20 protein-coding genes are annotated in these 19,334 nt (G+C 59.1%); 13 read left to right on the plus strand and 7 right to left on the minus strand.

The features are described 5' to 3' along the window. Positions 1–5: 5 nt before the first annotated feature. The 8 genes from CW305_RS16650 (at position 6) to hisC (ending at position 6,520) form a co-directional block, all read left to right on the plus strand. A complete protein-coding gene (locus tag CW305_RS16650) occupies positions 6–653 on the plus strand; it encodes an MlaC/ttg2D family ABC transporter substrate-binding protein (RefSeq protein ID WP_104098445.1) in 648 nt (215 codons plus the stop codon). After that, positions 646–960 carry an STAS domain-containing protein gene (locus CW305_RS16655; RefSeq protein WP_041014835.1) on the plus strand — a complete coding sequence of 105 codons (315 nt, stop codon included), beginning with the start codon at positions 646–648 and terminating at the stop codon, positions 958–960. Before CW305_RS16650 ends, CW305_RS16655 begins: the two co-directional genes overlap by 8 nt. A 13-nt stretch (positions 961–973) precedes the next feature. Next, positions 974–1,465, plus strand: a complete 492-nt coding sequence (locus CW305_RS16660) for a phosphate-starvation-inducible protein PsiE (RefSeq protein WP_041014834.1) — start codon at positions 974–976, stop codon at positions 1,463–1,465. A gap of 99 nt (positions 1,466–1,564) precedes the next feature. After that, positions 1,565–1,804 carry a BolA family protein gene (locus CW305_RS16665; RefSeq protein ID WP_003302826.1) on the plus strand — a complete coding sequence of 80 codons (240 nt, stop codon included), beginning with the start codon at positions 1,565–1,567 and terminating at the stop codon, positions 1,802–1,804. A 103-nt stretch (positions 1,805–1,907) separates the two neighbouring features. Further along, on the plus strand, positions 1,908–3,173 hold the full coding sequence (murA, locus tag CW305_RS16670) for a UDP-N-acetylglucosamine 1-carboxyvinyltransferase (RefSeq protein WP_023445909.1): 1,266 nt from the start codon (positions 1,908–1,910) through the stop codon (positions 3,171–3,173). Positions 3,174–3,248: 75 nt separating this feature from the next. Then, entirely contained in the window at positions 3,249–3,881 is a 633-nt protein-coding gene (gene hisG / locus CW305_RS16675) for an ATP phosphoribosyltransferase (RefSeq protein ID WP_003302822.1), read from the plus strand. 169 nt (positions 3,882–4,050) lie between these two features. After that, positions 4,051–5,361: a histidinol dehydrogenase gene (gene hisD, locus CW305_RS16680; protein WP_104098446.1), complete on the plus strand. Its 1,311-nt coding sequence runs from the start codon at positions 4,051–4,053 to the stop codon at positions 5,359–5,361. Between the two features lie 112 nt (positions 5,362–5,473). Beyond that, positions 5,474–6,520, plus strand: a complete 1,047-nt coding sequence (hisC, locus tag CW305_RS16685) for a histidinol-phosphate transaminase (protein WP_090519248.1) — start codon at positions 5,474–5,476, stop codon at positions 6,518–6,520. Between the two features lie 105 nt (positions 6,521–6,625). Here hisC and algW read toward each other — a convergent pair whose 3' ends face one another. Then, entirely contained in the window at positions 6,626–7,780 is a 1,155-nt protein-coding gene (gene algW / locus CW305_RS16690; protein ID WP_045666651.1) for a Do family serine endopeptidase AlgW, read from the minus strand. A 161-nt stretch (positions 7,781–7,941) separates the two neighbouring features. Here algW and CW305_RS16695 point away from each other — a divergent pair, with 161 nt between their 5' ends. The 3 genes from CW305_RS16695 to cysN all read left to right on the plus strand — a co-directional run bounded on the left by CW305_RS16695 (position 7,942) and on the right by cysN (position 11,713). Then, on the plus strand, positions 7,942–8,700 hold the full coding sequence (locus tag CW305_RS16695) for a Nif3-like dinuclear metal center hexameric protein (protein ID WP_104098447.1): 759 nt from the start codon (positions 7,942–7,944) through the stop codon (positions 8,698–8,700). Between the two features lie 185 nt (positions 8,701–8,885). Further along, positions 8,886–9,803, plus strand: a complete 918-nt coding sequence (gene cysD / locus CW305_RS16700; protein WP_023445904.1) for a sulfate adenylyltransferase subunit CysD — start codon at positions 8,886–8,888, stop codon at positions 9,801–9,803. An 11-nt stretch (positions 9,804–9,814) separates the two neighbouring features. Next, the gene (cysN, locus tag CW305_RS16705) at positions 9,815–11,713 is read left to right on the plus strand and encodes a sulfate adenylyltransferase subunit CysN (RefSeq protein WP_104098448.1); all 1,899 of its coding nucleotides are present in this window, start codon (positions 9,815–9,817) and stop codon (positions 11,711–11,713) included. 62 nt (positions 11,714–11,775) lie between these two features. Here the strand turns inward: cysN and CW305_RS16710 are convergent, their stop codons facing one another. From CW305_RS16710 to CW305_RS23915, 6 genes are all read right to left on the minus strand, one after another. Beyond that, positions 11,776–12,819, minus strand: coding sequence for an acyltransferase family protein (locus tag CW305_RS16710; RefSeq protein ID WP_104098449.1), 1,044 nt, complete (start codon positions 12,817–12,819; stop codon positions 11,776–11,778). A 15-nt stretch (positions 12,820–12,834) separates the two neighbouring features. Beyond that, on the minus strand, positions 12,835–13,719 hold the full coding sequence (locus tag CW305_RS16715; RefSeq protein ID WP_104098450.1) for an ABC transporter ATP-binding protein: 885 nt from the start codon (positions 13,717–13,719) through the stop codon (positions 12,835–12,837). Further along, complete coding sequence (locus tag CW305_RS16720) at positions 13,716–14,549, minus strand: hypothetical protein (RefSeq protein WP_104098451.1); 834 nt, start codon at positions 14,547–14,549, stop codon at positions 13,716–13,718. Before CW305_RS16720 ends, CW305_RS16715 begins: the two co-directional genes overlap by 4 nt. After that, on the minus strand, positions 14,546–15,346 hold the full coding sequence (locus CW305_RS16725; protein WP_104098452.1) for a hypothetical protein: 801 nt from the start codon (positions 15,344–15,346) through the stop codon (positions 14,546–14,548). The genes CW305_RS16720 and CW305_RS16725 overlap by 4 nt, the downstream gene beginning before the upstream one ends. A gap of 65 nt (positions 15,347–15,411) precedes the next feature. Next, the gene (locus CW305_RS16730) at positions 15,412–15,858 is read right to left on the minus strand and encodes a hypothetical protein (RefSeq protein WP_104098453.1); all 447 of its coding nucleotides are present in this window, start codon (positions 15,856–15,858) and stop codon (positions 15,412–15,414) included. A 19-nt stretch (positions 15,859–15,877) separates the two neighbouring features. After that, positions 15,878–16,063, minus strand: coding sequence for a type IV pilin protein (locus CW305_RS23915; RefSeq protein ID WP_104098454.1), 186 nt, complete (start codon positions 16,061–16,063; stop codon positions 15,878–15,880). 341 nt (positions 16,064–16,404) lie between these two features. On the opposite strand from CW305_RS23915, the gene pilB reads away from it, so the two are divergent. Continuing rightward, positions 16,405–18,108, plus strand: coding sequence for a type IV-A pilus assembly ATPase PilB (pilB, locus tag CW305_RS16740; RefSeq protein ID WP_104098661.1), 1,704 nt, complete (start codon positions 16,405–16,407; stop codon positions 18,106–18,108). A 2-nt stretch (positions 18,109–18,110) separates the two neighbouring features. Continuing rightward, positions 18,111–19,331: a type II secretion system F family protein gene (locus CW305_RS16745; RefSeq protein WP_104098455.1), complete on the plus strand. Its 1,221-nt coding sequence runs from the start codon at positions 18,111–18,113 to the stop codon at positions 19,329–19,331. Positions 19,332–19,334: the final 3 nt, after the last annotated feature.

The raw sequence follows: 19,334 nt of genomic DNA on the forward strand, positions 1-19,334 counted from the left end.
TGCACATGATGACTGCCTTGCGCCGCGGCCTGCTGATTCTGTTGGCCGTTCTGCCCATGTTCTCCCACGCTGCGCTGACAGCCCACCAGGTCATTCAGCAGACCACTGATGAGTTGCTGGCCGATCTGAAGGCCAACAAGGAGCAGTACCGCAACGATCCGGCGGCTTTCTATGACTCGCTGAACGAGATTCTCGGCCCGGTCGTCGATGCCGAAGGCATCTCGCGCAGCATCATGACCGTCAAATATTCGCGCAACGCCTCGCCTGAGCAGATGACGCGCTTTCAGGAGAATTTCAAGCGCAGCCTGATGCAGTTCTATGGCAACGCCCTGCTGGAATACAACAACCAGCAGATCCGCGTGCTGCCGTCGAGCGGCAAGTCGGATGACAAGCGCACCAGCGTCGGCATGGAGGTGGTAGGGCGCCAGGGCGAGATCTATCCGGTGTCCTACACCATGGTCAACGCCGGCGAGTGGCGGGTGCGCAATGTGATCATCAATGGCATTAACATTGGCAAGCTGTTCCGCGATCAGTTCGCCGATTCCATGCAGCGTAACGGCGGCGATCTGGACAAGACCATCGATGGTTGGGCCGAGGTAGTGGCGCGAACCAAGGACACCGAGGCCGGTCAGCAGGCCGCAGGCGATGAGTGAGGCGCGTATCGAGCGTGGTGCCGAAGGCGAACTGCGCATGATCGGCGTGCTCGACTATAGCAGCGGGCCCGCGCTGCGCGAGGCCGGGCGAGCGCTGATCGCGGACAGCCGCTCGGCACTGATGCTGGATTGCTCGGCGATCGAGCGGTCCAGCAGTGTCGGGCTTTCTCTTCTGCTGGCGTTCATGCGCGATGCCAAGGCCGCCGGCGTCGAACTGCGCGTCACTGCGTTACCTGACGATATGGAAAAGATTGCCAAGGTGTCCGGCTTGCTGGATATCCTGCCGCTGGAAGCATCCCGGGTCTGAAAGGAATAGCCGTATGAAACTGCGCTGGGCGGAAGAGCTGCGCGATAGCGTGCATGAGCTGGCCGAATCGCTGGGCAATCTGCTGGTCGAGACGTTCCACTACCTGGCGCTGTTTGCGATCGGCGCGGTGACGGCCTGGGCGGCGGTCATGGCCTTTCTTGGCATGGTCGAGAAGGGCCATATCACGGTCGATGACATCCTGCTGCTGTTCATCTACCTGGAGCTGGGTGCGATGGTCGGGATCTATTTCAAGACCAACCACATGCCGGTGCGATTCCTGATCTACGTGGCGATTACCGCGCTGACCCGCCTGTTGATCTCCGATGTTTCCCACCACCATCGTCCTGACATGGGCGTGGTCTACGTATCCGGTGCGATCCTGCTTCTGGCGTTGGCGATTCTGGTGGTGCGCTTCGCCTCCTCACGCTTTCCCGCCGTGCAAAGCGATAGCGCTCGGTCACGCCATTCGCGTAGCCGTGACCAGGGCGCCGAGACGCTCGATTGAGACATCTCCGTTGGTTCGGCGAGGTTCGGGGTTCGCAGCCTTCGGGCTTTTTTGTATGATGAGCGGCCCGTGCGCGTCCTGCGCCGATCGAGGTTGAACATGCAGGCCCAAGAAGTGAAGAATTTCCTGGAAGAGAAGATTCCAGGTGCCCAGGTAGAAGTGGAAGGCGAAGGCTGCAACTTCCAGCTCAACGTGATCAGTGACGAGCTGGCCGGTCTGAGCCCGGTCAAACGCCAGCAGCAGATCTACGCCCACCTCAACCCCTGGATCGCCGACGGCAGCATTCACGCCGTCACCATGAAGTTCTTCAGTCGCGTCGACTGGGCCGGGCGCGCCTGATCGCTGGCGGCCAGCACCTCCACTCATTCCAGGCAGAGCGCGTCGAATTGACTGCGCCGCCCCCTTCGGCAGTGCTTACAGCCTGCGGCTTACGGGAATACTCATGGACAAACTGATCATTACCGGCGGTATTCGCCTTGATGGCGAGATTCGCATTTCCGGTGCGAAGAACTCCGCCCTGCCGATTCTGGCCGCCACTTTGCTGGCCGACACCCCTGTCACGGTATGCAACCTGCCGCACCTGCACGACATCACCACGATGATCGAGCTGTTCGGTCGCATGGGCGTGCAGCCGGTCATTGACGAGAAGCTCAGTGTCGAAGTGGACGCCAGCAGCATCAAGACGCTGGTTGCGCCCTATGAGCTGGTGAAGACCATGCGCGCCTCGATTCTGGTGCTCGGCCCGATGGTCGCGCGTTTTGGTGAGGCCGAAGTTGCCTTGCCCGGCGGTTGCGCCATTGGCTCGCGGCCGGTCGATCTGCACATCCGTGGTCTCGAAGCCATGGGCGCGCACATTGACGTCGAAGGTGGCTACATCAAGGCCAAGGCGCCTGCCGGTGGATTGCGTGGTGCGCATTTCTTCTTCGATACGGTAAGTGTGACCGGTACCGAAAACATCATGATGGCCGCCGCGCTGGCCAACGGCCGCAGCGTGCTGGAAAACGCCGCGCGTGAGCCCGAGGTGGTTGACCTGGCCAACTTCCTCAACTCCATGGGTGCTAAGGTTTCCGGTGCCGGCACCGACACCATCACCATCGATGGGGTCAAACGTCTTGGTGGTGGTCGTTACAGCGTGATGCCCGACCGTATTGAAACCGGGACCTATCTGGTCGCGGCGGCTGCCACTGGTGGCCGTGTTCGCTTGAAGGATACCGACGCAACGCTGCTCGAAGCTGTGCTGCACAAGCTGGTTGAGGCTGGCGCGCATATCGACACCGGTAGCGACTGGATCGAGTTGGACATGAAGGGCAAGCGGCCAAAGGCAGTCAACGTGCGGACTGCGCCATACCCCGCGTTTCCGACCGACATGCAGGCGCAGTTCATTGCGCTGAACGCCATTGCCGAAGGCACCGGCACGGTGATCGAGACCGTTTTCGAGAATCGCTTCATGCACGTCTACGAGATGAACCGCATGGGCTCGCAGATTCTGGTCGAAGGCAATACCGCCATTGTCACCGGCGTCGAGCGTCTCAAAGGTGCGCCGGTCATGGCGACCGATCTGCGCGCGTCGGCAAGCCTGGTCATCGCCGGCCTGGTTGCCGAGGGCGATACGCTGATCGATCGCATCTACCACATTGATCGTGGCTACGAGTGCATCGAAGAGAAGCTGCAGCTGCTGGGCGCGAAGATTCGCCGCGTGCCGGGCTAGGTTTTCGCGAGACGGATGGCTAGCGGGCCCTGGACTATCAAGGGCCCACCCGAGGTTCCAAAGGAAATGTGCTCCATGCTTACCATCGCCCTGTCCAAAGGCCGCATCCTCGACGATACCCTGCCGCTGCTCGCCGCAGCCGGCATCGTGCCCACCGAGAACCCGGACAAGAGCCGCAAGCTGATCATCCCGACCACTCAGGATGATGTGCGTCTGCTGATCGTCCGCGCTACCGACGTGCCCACCTACGTCGAGCATGGTGCGGCCGATCTCGGCGTCGCCGGCAAGGATGTGCTGATGGAGTACGGCGGCCAGGGGCTGTACGAGCCACTCGATCTGCGCATCGCCAACTGCAAGTTGATGACCGCCGGCAAGGTCGGTGCGCCGGAGCCCAAGGGCCGTCTGCGCGTGGCGACCAAGTTCGTCAATGTCGCCAAGCGCTACTACGCCGAGCAGGGCCGCCAGGTCGACATCATCAAGCTGTACGGCTCGATGGAGCTGGCGCCGCTGGTGGGGCTGGCGGATAAGATCATCGACGTCGTCGACACCGGCAACACCCTGCGTGCCAATGGCCTGGAACCCCAGGAATTGATCGCACACATCAGTTCGCGGCTGGTGGTGAACAAGGCTTCGATGAAGATGCAGCACGCGCGCATCCAAGCGCTGATCGATACCCTGCATACGGCGGTTCAGCAGCATCAGCATTGATGCGTTTCGCGGTCGCCACCGCGCCTGCCTATCCGTGCCATAGCTGAAATTCTCAGGTGCCCGCACGGTGGGCTTGATATTCTAGCGGCGCCTGAGAGCCCGGCCTGCGCTTCGTGCCATTGCAATGAAGCCGGCCGCTTCCGATGCCTAGCCAACCATGAGGCCCGCTATGACCGCTCCCTCCGCCATTCGCCGACTCAACGCTGCCGATGCCGATTTCGCACGTCATCTGGATCATCTGTTGAGCTGGGAAAGCGTTTCCGACGATGGCGTAAACGAGCGAGTGCTGGAGATCATCAAGGCTGTGCGCGAGCGCGGCGATGCGGCGCTGGTCGAGCTGACCCAGCGCTTCGATGGACTACAGGTCGCCTCCATGGCTGATCTGATCCTCCCACGCGCACGTCTGGAGCAGGCCCTCGAGCGGATTACCCCGGCACAGCGCGAGGCCCTCGAAATTGCTGCCGAGCGGGTGCGCAGCTATCACGAGCGGCAGAAACAGGACTCATGGACCTATACCGAAGCCGACGGCACGGTGCTGGGGCAGAAAGTCACCCCGCTGGACCGCGCCGGCCTCTACGTGCCCGGCGGCAAGGCATCCTATCCATCGTCGGTGCTGATGAACGCCATTCCGGCCAAGGTTGCTGGTGTGCCGGAAGTGGTCATGGTCGTGCCTACCCCGCGTGGCGAGCTCAATGAGTTGGTGCTCGCGGCGGCCTGCATTGCCGGCGTCGATCGGGTCTTCACCATCGGTGGCGCTCAGGCAGTCGCGGCGCTGGCCTACGGCACCGAGAGCGTGCCTCCAGTGGACAAGATCGTCGGCCCCGGAAACATCTATGTGGCTACCGCCAAACGCCATGTGTTCGGCAAGGTCGGCATCGACATGATCGCCGGCCCGTCGGAAATCCTGGTGGTCTGCGACGGCCAGACCGACCCCGACTGGATCGCCATGGACCTGTTCTCCCAGGCCGAGCATGACGAGGATGCCCAGTCGATTCTGGTCAGCCCGGATGCCGCCTTCCTTGATCGCGTCGCCGAAAGCATCGCCCGTCTGCTGCCGACGCTGGAGCGTGCGGATATCGCCCGTACCTCCATCGAAGGCCGTGGTGCGCTGATTCAGGTGGCCGACATGCAGCAGGCGATCGATGTCGCCAACCGCATCGCGCCTGAGCACCTGGAGCTTTCGGTCGCCGAGCCGGAGCAATGGCTGCCGCAGATTCGGCATGCCGGCGCGATCTTCATGGGGCGTTACACCGCCGAGGCGCTGGGCGATTACTGCGCTGGCCCGAACCACGTGCTGCCGACCTCGGGCACGGCGCGCTTCTCCTCGCCGCTGGGTGTGTATGACTTCCAGAAGCGCTCGTCGATCATCAATTGCTCGGCCGAAGGTGCCTCGACGTTGGGCAAGGTGGCGTCGGTGCTGGCTCGAGGCGAATCGCTGACGGCGCATGCGCGCAGCGCCGAGTACCGCATCAAGAGCTGACGCTGGGCGGCCGGCACGGACTGGCTCATGCCCGTTCGCCGTCGCCACTCGGCAAGGCGTTTTGAACTATCGCCTCACGACCAACCGATCAATTTCGAGGAGAGAAGGGCAGATGAGCAAATTCTGGAGCCCCTTCGTCAAGGACCTGGTTCCCTATGTGCCGGGTGAGCAGCCCAAGCTGAGCAAGCTGGTCAAGCTCAACACCAACGAGAACCCCTATGGCCCATCGCCACGTGCGATCGCCGCGATGCAGGCCGAGCTCAACGACGGTCTGCGGCTGTATCCGGACCCGAACGGCGAGCGGCTGAAGCACGCCGTGGCCGAATATTACGGCGTGTGCCCAGCTCAGGTCTTCGTCGGCAATGGCTCGGACGAAGTGCTAGCCCATGCCTTTCATGGTTTGTTCCAGCATGACCGCCCGCTGCTGTTCCCTGATATCAGCTACAGCTTCTACCCGGTGTATTGTGGGCTGTATGGCATCGCCTACGAAACCGTCGCGCTCGATGAACAGTTCCAGATCGATGTGGCCGATTACAACCGGCCGAACGGCGGCATCATCTTCCCCAACCCGAATGCGCCGACTGGCTGCCTGCTTCCACTTCAGGCGATCGAGCAGCTATTGCAGGCGAACACTGAATCCGTGGTGCTGGTCGATGAGGCCTATGTGGATTTCGGCGGTGAGTCTGCCATCGCATTGGTGGACCGTTATCCGAATCTGCTGGTGACGCAGACGCTGTCCAAGTCGCGTTCGCTGGCCGGTCTTCGTGTGGGGCTGGCGGTCGGCCATCCGGATCTGATCGAGGCGCTGGAGCGGATCAAGAACAGCTTCAATTCCTACCCGCTGGACCGTATCGCCATCGCCGGCGCCGCGGCGGCGTTCGAGGATCGCGCCCATTTCCAGCAGACCTGTCAGCAGGTCATCGACAGTCGCGAGGCGGTAGTCACGGCGATGCAAAGGCTGGGGTTCGAGGTTCTGCCATCGGCGGCGAACTTCATTTTCGCACGTCATCCGCAGCGCGATGCGGCCGAGGTGGCCGCGAGCCTGCGCGAGCAGGGCGTGATCGTGCGGCACTTCAAGCAGCCACGTATCGAGCAGTTCTTGCGTATCACCATCGGTACGCCGGAGCAGAATCACGCGCTGTTGGCTGCGCTCGGCTGACGCTGAGTCTGGTTTGGGCAGGCTTACTGCCTGCCCTTGCCGACCAGGTGGTGGAGGGGGCGCAGCATGTTGCTGCATTTCCCTCGTTTGGCAGGAGCGTCATCGCTATTTCGGCGCCGCGTTCACCGGTGGGCGCATGCCAACTTCGGCGGTAAGGGTCAGTGGCTTGCCATTGCGCAGGATGTCGATGTCGATGTTCTCGCCTGGGCGCGCGCGGGCGACCTGATTCATCGAGCTGCGTCCGTCGGCCGACTGCACCCCGTCGATGCTCAGGATCAGGTCGCCTGGCTGAAGCCCGGCACGTGCCGCCGGGCCGTCGCGGTAGACACCCGCCACCACGATTCCCGGTCGTCCTTCCTGACCGAAGGACTCCGCGAGCTCTTGGGTCAGCGACTGCACCTCCACGCCCAGCCAGCCACGGATCACCTGGCCGTGCTCGATGATCGACTTCATCACTTCCAGTGCCAGCTTCACCGGTATCGCGAAGCCGATGCCCTGCGAACCGCCGGATTCGGAAATGATGGCGGTATTGATGCCGATCAGGTTGCCGCCGGCATCCACCAGCGCGCCGCCCGAGTTGCCTCGGTTGATCGCCGCATCGGTCTGGATGAAATCCTCGTAGGTGTTCAGGCCCAGCTGATTGCGGCCGGTGGCGCTGATGATGCCCATGGTGACGGTCTGGCCGACGCCGAAGGGGTTGCCGATCGCCAGGGTGACGTCGCCGACGCGTATGCGATCGGAATGGCCGAGCGTGATGGCCGGCAGGTCTGCCAGGTCGATCTTCAGCACGGCAAGGTCGGTCTCCGGATCGCTGCCAATCACCCGGGCCAGCGTTTCCCGGCCATCCTTGAGGGCCACGACGATCTGCTCGGCGTTGGCGGTCACATGGTTGTTGGTGAGCAAGTAGCCTTCGGAACTCATGATTACCGCAGAACCGAGGCTCGACTCCATGCGCCGTTGCCTCGGCAGGTTGTCACTGAAGAAGCGTTGAAACAGTGGGTCCTTGGACAGCGGTTGCTGCTCGGTCTTCTCGATGACCTTGGTGGTGTAGAGGTTGGCAACTGCTGGCGCAGCGGCCGCCACCGCGTTGGCGTACGAATAAGGGCCCTGCTGCGGTGCGCTGGCAACCAGCGGTGCCTGCTGTAGACCGATGTCGTGCTCCTTTATACCCACCAGCTGCGGGTAACGCTGGATGATCAGCAGTGCTACGAGCAGGCCGACCAGCAACGGCCAGCCGAGAAAACGTAGGGCATTGAACATCGCGCAGAGGTCCGGACAGAGTTGCGGGCGCGGGGAGCGCCCCTTAAGGTGGCGGCATTATACGAAGCTCCAACTGAAATGCAGCTTCATGTGTGCATGATTTGCCGTGAGGGTTCGACTAGAAATCTATCGAGCCATATCGCATTTACCAAGAGGTTGCCATGACTGTTGCGCTCATCGCTCTGGTTCAGGAAGCAGATCGATATCTGGATGCCGCGAGGATTGCCGATTACTGCCCCAATGGTCTGCAGGTCGAAGGGCGTCCTCAGGTGGCGCGGATCGTCAGCGGTGTGACGGCCAGCCAGGCATTACTGGATGCGGCAGTCGAGGCGGGCGCCGATGTGGTCCTGGTCCACCATGGGTATTTCTGGAAAAACGAAGATGCCCGCGTCGTCGGCATGAAGCAGCGCCGCCTGAAAACCTTGCTGAGCAACGATATCAGCCTGCTGGCGTACCACCTGCCACTCGATGTCCACCCCGAGGTCGGCAACAACGCCCGATTGGGCGTACTGCTCGGTCTTCGCTCCGACGGTCCGCTGGAGCCGGGCAATCCGCGCTCGGTGGGGCTGGTGGGCTCCCTTGAGAAACCGCTGGCGCCGGCTGAGTTCATGCGTCGGATCCATGACGTGCTTGGTCGGGAGCCGCTGATGGTCGCCGGCGACCGCCCGATTCGGCGTGTCGCCTGGTGTACCGGTGGTGCCCAAGGCTATATCGATCAGGCTGTGGCGGCCGGAGTAGACGCCTATATCACCGGTGAAATCTCCGAACCCACGGCACATATCGCACGTGAAAATGGCCTGAGCTTCTTCGCTGCCGGCCATCACGCGACAGAGCGCTATGGGGTCCGTGCGCTGGGTGAGTACCTGGCAAGCCGCTTCGGCATCGAGCACCAATTCATTGATTGCCCAAACCCCGCGTAAAGCTTGCTCTACGGGCGCAGTGAGTCGTGGAGCCCCCATTTCACGGTCCCGTGGCACGGCGGAGAGTCGATATAAATCTATAGCTTTTAGGTCTAAAAGGCGGCCTGATTAGAATTGAAGGTCGTGTTAGAGTTGCGCCCATTCCACGGCCGGCCGGCCGTCCATCTGCCAAATCGTGAGTAGCCATGGTCGACAAACTGACGCATCTGAAACAGCTGGAGGCGGAAAGCATCCATATCATTCGTGAGGTCGCTGCAGAGTTCGGCAACCCGGTGATGCTGTATTCCATCGGCAAAGATTCGGCCGTAATGCTGCACCTGGCGCGCAAGGCCTTCTTCCCTGGCAAGCTGCCGTTCCCGGTGCTGCATGTCGACACCCGCTGGAAGTTCCAGGAGATGTACAGCTTCCGCACCAAGATGGTCGAGGAGATGGGCCTTGAGCTGATCACCCATATCAACCCCGACGGTGTGGCGCAGGACATGAATCCCTTCACGTATGGCAGTGCCAAGCACACCGACGTCATGAAGACCGAAGGCCTCAAGCAGGCGCTGGACAAGTACGGCTTCGACGCTGCCTTCGGTGGTGCCCGTCGCGACGAGGAAAAATCCCGCGCCAAGGAGCGTGTCTACTCCTTCCGTGACAGCAAGCACCGCTGGGATCCGAAGAACCAGCGCCCCGAGCTTTGGAATCTCTACAACGGCAAGGTCAAGAAGGGCGAGTCGATCCGCGTGTTCCCGCTCTCCAACTGGACTGAGTTGGACATCTGGCAATACATCTACCTCGAGCAGATCCCGATCGTGCCGCTGTACTTCGCTGCCGAGCGGGAAGTCATCGAGAAGAACGGCACGCTGATCATGATCGACGATGAGCGGATTCTCGAGCACCTCACCGATGAGGAAAAAGGGCGCATCGAAAAACGCATGGTCCGCTTCCGCACCCTCGGCTGCTACCCGCTCACCGGTGCGGTCGAGTCGACCGCGACCAGCCTGCCGGAAATCATCCAGGAGATGCTCCTGACCCGCACTTCCGAGCGCCAGGGGCGCGTCATCGACCATGACGCCACCGGCTCGATGGAAGAAAAGAAACGCCAGGGTTATTTCTAAGGAAACGCATCATGAGTCATCAATCCGAACTGATCAGCGAGGACATCCTCGCCTACCTGGCGCAACACGAGCGCAAGGAACTCCTGCGTTTCCTGACCTGCGGCAACGTCGATGACGGCAAGAGCACCCTGATCGGCCGCCTGCTGCACGATTCGAAGATGATCTACGAGGACCATCTCGAAGCGATCACCCGCGACTCCAAGAAGGTCGGTACCACTGGCGAAGACGTCGATCTGGCGCTGCTGGTCGATGGGCTGCAGGCCGAGCGCGAGCAGGGCATCACCATCGACGTTGCCTACCGTTATTTCAGTACCGCCAAGCGCAAGTTCATCATTGCCGATACCCCCGGCCATGAGCAGTACACGCGCAACATGGCCACCGGCGCGTCCACCTGCGACCTCGCGATCATCCTGGTAGATGCCCGCTACGGGGTGCAGACCCAGACCAAGCGCCACAGCTTCATCACCTCGTTGCTGGGCATCAAGCATATCGTCGTCGCCATCAACAAGATGGACCTGATGAACTTCGATCAGGACGTGTTCGAGAAGATCAAAGCCGACTACCTGGCATTTGCCGATCGCATCGAACTCAAGCCGTCGTCTCTGCACTTCGTGCCGATGTCGGCGCTGAAGGGCGACAACGTGGTCAATCGCAGCGAACGTGCGCCTTGGTATGAGGGGCAGTCGCTGATGGAGATTCTCGAAGGCGTCGAGATCGCCGGCGACCGTAACTTCGATGACCTGCGCTTCCCGGTGCAGTACGTCAACCGCCCGAATCTGAACTTCCGTGGCTTCGCCGGCACCCTGGCCAGCGGTATCGTGCGCAAGGGTGACGAAATTGCTGTGCTACCGTCCGGCAAGACCAGCCGGGTGAAGTCTATCGTCACCTTCGATGGCGAGCTCGAGCAGGCGACGCCGGGTGAAGCCGTCACCCTGACGCTGGAAGACGAAATCGATGTCTCGCGCGGCGACATGCTGGTACATGCGGACAGTCGCCCACGTATCGCCGACAGCTTCGAGGCCATGCTGGTGTGGATGGGCGAAGAGCCGATGCTGCCGGGCAAAAAGTACGACATCAAGCGTGCCACCAGCTACGTGCCGGGCTCGATTGCCAGCATCGCCCACAAGATTGATGTGAACACCTTGGAGCAGGGTGCCGCGAGCAGCCTGCAGCTCAACGAGATCGGCAAGGTCAAAATCAGCCTGGATGCGCCTATCGCGCTCGATGGTTACGCGCAGAACCGTACGACCGGCGCTTTCATCGTCATTGATCGTCTCACCAATGGCACCGTCGGCGCCGGCATGATCATCGCCGAACCGGTTGCCCATGGATCGGGCGGTCATCACGGTGCGCTGGCCCACGTGTCTACCGAAGAACGCGCCACTCGCTTCGGCCAACAACCGGCGACCGTGCTGTTTACCGGCCTTTCCGGCGCCGGCAAGAGCACCCTGGCTTATGCGGTGGAGCGCAAGCTGTTCGATATGGGCCGCGCAGTTTACGTGCTCGATGGCCAGAACCTGCGCCACGACCTGAACAAAGGCCTACCGCAGGACCGCGCCGGCCGTACCGAGAACTGGCGCCGTGCGGCTCATGTGGCGCGCCAGTTCAACGAGGCGGGGCTGATCACCCTCGCAGCCTTTGTCGCTCCTGATGCCGAAGGCCGCGAGCAGGCCAAGGCGCTGATCGGCAGCGATCGCGTCGTGACCGTCTACGTCCAGGCGTCGCCACGGACCTGCCAGCAGCGCGACCCGCAGGGTTTATACGTAGCCGGTGGCGATAATATCCCAGGCGAGTCCTTCCCCTATGACGTGCCGGGCAATGCCGATCTGGTAATCGATACCGAATCGCTGACGGTGGAAGAGGGCGCAAAGCAGGTCATAGACATGCTGCGCAAGCGTGGAGTTCTTTGACAGCTGCATCAAATTAGCTAGACGGAATCTACGACCGCTGGCCCTCGATGATAAGTCGAGGGTTAGATAATGGTACCCAGTGTCTTTTCTTGCGCAGGCTTTCTTCGCCAGCGTCGAATGGGTCGCTCGATCAGGTGATGGCTGAAAACCGCGAACACGAACGCTATGCTGGTTCCAGCCAATAGGACTAACCACCACGGTTGCTGTAGCTTCAGATACTCCATGACAGGGTAGTGAAACAGATATAGGCCGTAGGAAAGCTGGCCGACATACACAAGGGGAGGGCTGGTGAGAGTTTTGCTCAGTAATCCCTGCGGGCGGCAGTGCAGCCAAAGCAGGATGTATAGCACCGTTATCTCGACCAGCGGCAGGCCAAAGCTTAGCCTCCCTTTGTCATCGGTTGGGTACAGCACGACCGCTAGCAATACCAGCCAGGCCAGCATCAGCCAGTGCCGTCGCAATAGGTGCGCCGGTACCGGCAGGCCACTGCCGATCCACATACCCAGGCAGGCGCCGAGTAACAGCCCACTGATGCGCATGTCGAAACGGTAATAAGCCTCGCCGCTACTCACATCCCAAAACTGCAAAGCCGCCATTCGCCACAGTCCCGCCAGCAGAACGCTTGTGAGCAGCACTGTCAGCGCAATACGCAGATTTTTCAGAGCCAGCAGACCAAGCAAGGCCAGCGGCCAGAGCAGGTAGAATCGCTCTTCGATGGCCAGTGACCAGGCATGGAGCATCTTTAACGGTCCCATACCAAACACCAGTGCGAGGTCGGCCTGGTAGATCAGCACCACAACCCAGTCGCGGACATGAAAGTAGTAGTCCGGCCACAGCAATGGAGCCAATAGCGCATAGAGCAGGAGTAACAGAAGTAATGGTGGCGTAAGGCGCAGCAAGCGCTGACGATAGAAGCGCCGCAGATCGAGAGAACCTTCAGCCTGATGTTCCGCAAGCAGGATGCGGGTGATCAGGTAGCCGCTGAGTACGAAGAATACATCCACCCCGACATTGGCTCCCGGCAAGCCCGGCATGCGGCCATGAAACAGCAGCACCAGCAGGATGGCGATAGCGCGAAGGCCGTCGAGTGCGGGTGAATAGGGCATGCGACCGCTCCTGATTCAGACGGTGCTGACAATATTGTCGAACAGCTCCTCCAGGGAGTTCTGTGGATGAGCGTTGAGCAGAGTGCCGCCAGCGTCGGTAATGGCGGCCAGCGCTGCCGGCACCTGGGTGCGTTCGCAGATGCCCTTCCATATCATGCCAGCATCCTCGGTAAAGCCTGGCAGCGCCTTGGTGCCGTAGTAGCGCACCACCAGGGTATTCTGGCTGGCCAGCATATCGGCAATGCTCTGCTGGGCACGGATGCGGCCCTTGTGGATCATCACGAAACGGTCGGCCAGACGCTCCACGTCGTGGAGGATATGGGTGGAAAAAAACAACGTGCCGCCGACCTGTCGATATTCCTGCATCAGGTCTGCGACCTGGCGACGACCCACCGGATCGAGCCCTGACATTGGTTCATCCAGCACGAGCAATTTCGGTTCGATTGCGAAAGCATGGGCCAGTGCAGTGCGCTGGGTCATGCCCTTGGACAGGTTGCGAATACGCTTGTCTGCCGCATAGGCGATCCCCAGGCGTTCCAGCCAGTGCTCTGTACGCCGATGGTTTTCCTGACCCTTGATGCCGTGCAAGCGCAGGCCGCCGCTCACCACTTCGCGCGGCGTCAACTGGTCGTAGAGATAGGGGTTTTCCGGGACATAGCCAACACCCTGGCGTGAAAGCGGATCATCCGCAGCACGCCCCATCAGCAGTGCCTGACCGGCATCTGCGCGCAGCGCGCCGAACAGAATCTTGATACTGGTGCTCTTGCCAGCGCCGTTCTGCCCGATAAAGCCTACCGACTGGCCGCTTTCAACGAAAAAGCTCACAGCGTCCAGGGCCTTGATGGCCTTGCCCTTAGTCTTGAATGACTTGTGCAGGTCTTGCACTTCGATCGGTTTCATTGCGAGTCCTGTTGCTTCACATGGTCGGCCAGCCGCGGCTGGCCCCCGTCGGACAATAGATAACCCAGCTTTAGCGGATCTTCAGGCAGGGCTCTAAGCCCGGCATGGCCGACCAGATCAATCAGCTGTGATGGCGCACGGTTGTGCTGCTGCCGATATTCGTGGGCTGCTGCGCGCAGCGCCTGCAAGCCTTGCAGTCGCACGATGCGCGCGGCGAGCAGGGCGCGGAAGTTCTCGTCCGCACTCTGATCTTGCATGGCGATCAGAATGTCCAGTGCAGTCTCGGGGTCGTCGCCGCGCTCGTACCACTTGGCCGCCATGTCGCGCAGGGCTGGCGCATTGATTGGGTGACGTTGGGCTGCGACTTCGGCCCAGTGTCCGGCCCTGTTCATATCGCCTTCAAAGTACATGGCATTGAAGGCGTAATAGAACGCCGGCCACATATCCCACTCCCGGCTCTGCGCCGCTTTGAGCAGTACATCCTGCGCCGCCGGCACCTGCCCGTTCCAAGGCAGGATGGCCGCGCCGACGTAATAGTTGTCTTCATGGCGAGGATTGAAGAAGGCCGCATCGCCCTGCAACTGCCCCTGGATGCGATAGGTCTCCTGTTCAGTAACGGAGGCGGCCACCATCAGGCTGCGAAACACGTTGAGGTTGGCTGCCAGGAAGGGGTCGCCTGCAGAATAGGTCAGCTGCACCGGGATCGGCAAACGCACCCGCAACACCTCTGCGCGAGCTTCCGGGCGGGCATGGTCGCGCAACAGCAAGCCGGTGCCGGCAAAGCCCGCCCAGGCGAGCAGCATGATCACCAGGGCAATCAGTGTTCTCATGTGAAATTGCGCCGCTGGAAAATCACGATGGCCAGCGCCGTCAAGGTAGCGATATAGGCCAGGGCATTGAGTGCAGCCAGTGCCATGGCCAGTGGCTCGGGAGGCAGGTCGTAGAGCGACAGTACGCGCCAGTCCAGACGGGACAGGTCGGGCAGCCAGACGTAGGAATGCTCCAGCAGCGGGCTGAAGATTTGCTCATGGAACGGGTCGGAACGTTCACCGCGCAGGTAATCGATGGTCGGTCCCATGCCCCTTGCGGCAAGGGCGAAGGCCAGCCCGAGCAGGAAGGGCAGAAAGGGGGTGGTCGAGAGGGTTGCCAGCAGCAGTGCGAAGGCCGCGACCACCAGCAGGTCCAGCCACATGCCCAGCAGTACCAGCCAATAGCTCCAGTCAAGCGCTGGTGGGCGCATCTGTGCGTAGCTGGAGCCAAAGAAATATAGAAGCAACCAGAAAGCTACACCGATGAATAATAGACTCATTCCGCCCAGCGTAGCGACGGCGAAAAAGCGCGACAATAGAAACTGCCAGCGAGCTATAGGGTAAGCCAGTACGAAGTATACAGACTTGCGTTCAATATCACGGACCACCAAGTCCTGCATCCAGACTAGCACCATTGCCAGCAGGGTTATACGCATGCCGCTAAAAGCTACGTCTAGGGTCACCGTCAGTTGCTGGCGTCCGGAAAAGTTCCCAGCCAGAAAGGCCATGCCCAGCAACGTCAAGGTGGTCAGTAGAAGGACGCGGAAGCCCAGGCCGCGCAAGCCCATGCGTACACCGAGTCGTGCCAGTTCAAGCATATCTTTCTCCACAAACAAGCAAGCCCCCTGGCGGGAGGGGGCTTGCTTTGCAACACTGAAAGCAATCAGAACGGGCGGTTACAGCCGTTTGCTTTGGTCAGATCGGTGCTGCCTACAACTACGAACTTTGCTGCCAGGTTTTCGTCAGTGCCTTTGATGGCTGGTTTCCCACATTGAGAAACGCTACCGCCAACCGAGGAGCCAGTAAATACAACATAGCCCTTGTTAGAGCCAGCTACTACGCCCATGCGGTTATTTGTCGCATCGTCAATCAATCCGGCAACAACGTTGGCTGAGAGAGTACCCTCGAAGTCATTTTTTATAAAACCAGCGCGGCCAGGAATAGCTGTAAAAGCAAACTGGCGTGCCAAGTTGATTTGCTCTGCGACATCACCGACCTTAGTGTAGCCATTTAAGATGGTTATCGGGGTTGGGCCTGTTGTGCCGGTAGCGTGGGCTCCGACAGAAATGAGGGAGGCGGAAAGGAGTGTTGCAGCAATAATCTTTTTCATCGCATAAATTCCTTTTAGCTTAGTTGGAGTTGGCGATGCCGCCGGTCATGATATTGCGCGCATCGGACTGAGCCGACTTGTCATACCCCTTAGCCTGGTAATCCTGAAACTGCGGAATGGCAACGGCAGCTAGGATGCCGATGATCGCGACTACGATCATCAGTTCGATCAGCGTGAAACCCTTTTGCTTCTTGATGGACTTCATTGACAAAGCTCCTTGTGTTGGAAAGGTCGTTGGACCTGAGGGGGATATAAGCGGATTCCATGCCAACTCACTGTGAGTGGAGTGATAAACGTATGTGGGGAATCGATTTATAGCCCTTTTCTGTGACCTTATGCTGGTTTTTGCAGGTTGTCGACCGCGTGGAGCGCTTGCCGTGACGGGCTGTAATGCGAAGCGGGCGGCTGTTTTAGATAAACGAATCAGTCATGAAGGATCTTTTTTTGTCCTCATGTGACAAAAAAGGTCATCTAGGAAGTGCGGGTTTGGCACGCCGAGTTAACTGCGATATAAGGCGGCGATATTTCCTTTTTTGGTTTCTGTTCATGAACGATAATGCGCCCCTCGGTGGTTTGGCTCGCCAGCTTGTTGCGGCTGGGCAGCTTGAGGAAAACATTGCTTACCAGGCTCAGCAGCAGGCCTTGCGCAACCAAGTGCCGCTGGTGACCTGGCTGGTGCAGAACAAGCTGGTAAAGGCGTGCGCGTTGGTCAGCATCGCTGGCGAGCAATTCGGCTTGCCATTCTTCGACCTCTCCACTCTGGATAAAGAAACTCAGCCTAAGGAGTTGGTGAGCGAAAAGCTGGTGCGTCAGCATCGCGCGCTTCCTCTTCAGCGTCGCGGTAATCGGCTTTACGTGGCGGTGTCTGACCCGACTAATCATCAGGCTATAAGTGATATTCAGTTTAACACTGGCCTATCTGTCGAGGCGGTGCTCGTCGAGGACGGCAAGTTAAGCGAGGCTATAGAGAAATACTATGAGTCCTCTACTTCCTCTTTGGATGGCATGAGTGATTCCGATCTTGACGATCTAGTTGTCGGGAGTAGTCCTGATGGCGATGAGAGCGCAGCTGATCACAATGACGCCGATGATGCACCCGTCGTTCGCTTCGTAAATAAAATGCTGCTTGATGCGATTAGAGGCGGCTCTTCCGACTTGCACTTCGAGCCATATGAAAAAAGCTACCGCGTTCGGTTTCGTACCGACGGCATGCTGCATGAGGTCGCCAGACCACCAGTGCAGTTGGTCAGCAGAATCTCGGCGCGTCTGAAAGTGATGGCCAGTCTCGATATCGCCGAGCGGCGAAAGCCCCAAGATGGGCGAATCAAGATGAAAGTGTCCAAAACGAAGTCCATCGATTTCCGCGTCAACACGCTACCCACGCTCTGGGGTGAGAAGATTGTGATGCGGATTTTGGACTCTGCCAGCGCGAAAATGGGTATTGACGCCCTAGGCTACGAAGAAGATCAGAAAGAACTCTATCTGACGGCGTTGAAGCAACCGCAGGGTATGATACTGGTTACTGGGCCTACGGGTTCGGGTAAGACCGTTTCGTTGTATACCGGTCTTAATATTCTGAATACCGTTGATGTAAATATTTCTACGGCAGAAGATCCTGTGGAGATAAATCTGGAGGGAATCAACCAAGTCAACGTGAATCCCAGGCAGGGGATGGACTTCGCCCAAGCTCTGCGCGCGTTCTTGCGGCAGGATCCAGATGTCATCATGGTGGGGGAAATCCGGGATTTGGAAACTGCTGAAATTGCCATCAAGGCGGCTCAGACTGGTCACATGGTGATGTCCACATTGCACACCAATAGTGCTGCGGAGACGCTGACGCGACTTCGCAATATGGGCGTGCCCGCCTTCAATATCGCTACTTCTGTGAACTTGATCATTGCCCAGCGGCTGGCTCGCAAGCTATGTCCATCTTGTAGGTCCGAGGTGGAGGTGCCGCGTGATGTGCTGTTGAGGGAAGGGTTTCCTGAGGCAGGGATCGGAACGTTCAAGATATACGCTCCGGTTGGATGCGATAGCTGTAAGGCTGGCTACAAGGGTCGTGTCGGTATTTATGAAGTAGTTAAAATCACACCGGCCCTGCAACGGCTTATCATGGAGGAAGGAAATTCCATCGATATCGCCTTGCAGGCGCGCAGAGATGGCTTTAACGACCTGCGTACTTCGGGGCTGGTCAAGGTCATGAATGGCGTTACCAGCCTGGAAGAAGTCAACCGCGTGACCAAGGATTAAACATGGCGGAAAAAGCGTTCAAAACCAGCGTGTTCATCTGGGAAGGCACTGACCGAAAAGGTGGGAAGGTCAAGGGGGAGCTGTCGGGCCAAAGCCCGTCTCTGATTCGAGCGCAACTCCGTAAGCAAGGAATTACTCCTGGTAAGGTTCGCAAAAAATCCATCCCGCTTTTTGGCGGTGGCAAAAAGATCACGCCTATGGATATTGCCTTGTTCACCCGGCAAATGGCGACGATGATGAAGGCTGGTGTACCGCTGTTGCAGTCGTTCGACATCATCGGCGAAGGCTTCGAAAACCAGAATATGCGCAAATTGGTTGATGAAATTAAGCAGGAAGTGGCGGCTGGCAATAGCTACGCTGCTTCCTTGCGCAAAAAGCCGCGTTATTTCGATGATCTATATTGCAACTTGGTAGATTCTGGGGAGCAATCTGGATCGTTGGAGACTTTGTTGGATCGAATAGCAACCTATAAGGAAAAGACCGAAGCGTTGAAGGCCAAGATCAAAAAGGCGATGACTTATCCTATCGCAGTGATCCTTGTGGCTATTATTGTTTCTGCAATTTTGTTGATAAAGGTGGTTCCGCAGTTTGAAAGCGTTTTTCATGGGTTTGGCGCAGAGTTGCCTGCGTTTACTATGATGGTGGTCGGGCTGTCTCGTTGGCTGCAAGAGTGGTGGTATGTGACGTTTGCGGCAATGTTTGCTATTGCGTTCTTGTTTAAACATGTCCATCAACATTCCGAAAGGCTCCGGGATAGCTTGGATCGAGCGCTTCTTAAAATGCCTATTGTAGGAGGCATTCTTTATAAATCAGCATTGGCTAGATATGCGCGCACGCTCTCGACAACATTTGCTGCAGGCGTGCCTTTAGTGGATGCCCTCGGTTCGGTCGCCGGGGCGGCGGGCAATGTTGTGTTTCGTAATGCGGTCATGAAGATCCGCGACGAGGTGTCTTCAGGTGTGCAGTTGAATTTCTCAATGCGCGGCACTGGAGTATTCCCAGCGATGGCTGTCCAGATGGCTGCTATCGGTGAGGAGTCTGGAGCGCTAGATGAAATGCTAGATAAGCTTGCAAGCTTCTACGAGGCGGAAGTCGACAATATGGTCGACAACCTTACAACGCTAATGGAGCCTCTGATCATGGCCGTGCTCGGTGTGCTGGTAGGTGGTTTGATTATTGCTATGTACTTGCCCATCTTCCAGCTAGGCGGAGTTATCGGGTAATCG

Origin of the sequence: Stutzerimonas kunmingensis (assembly GCF_002929225.1) — a bacterium.
Classification (GTDB): domain Bacteria; phylum Pseudomonadota; class Gammaproteobacteria; order Pseudomonadales; family Pseudomonadaceae; genus Stutzerimonas.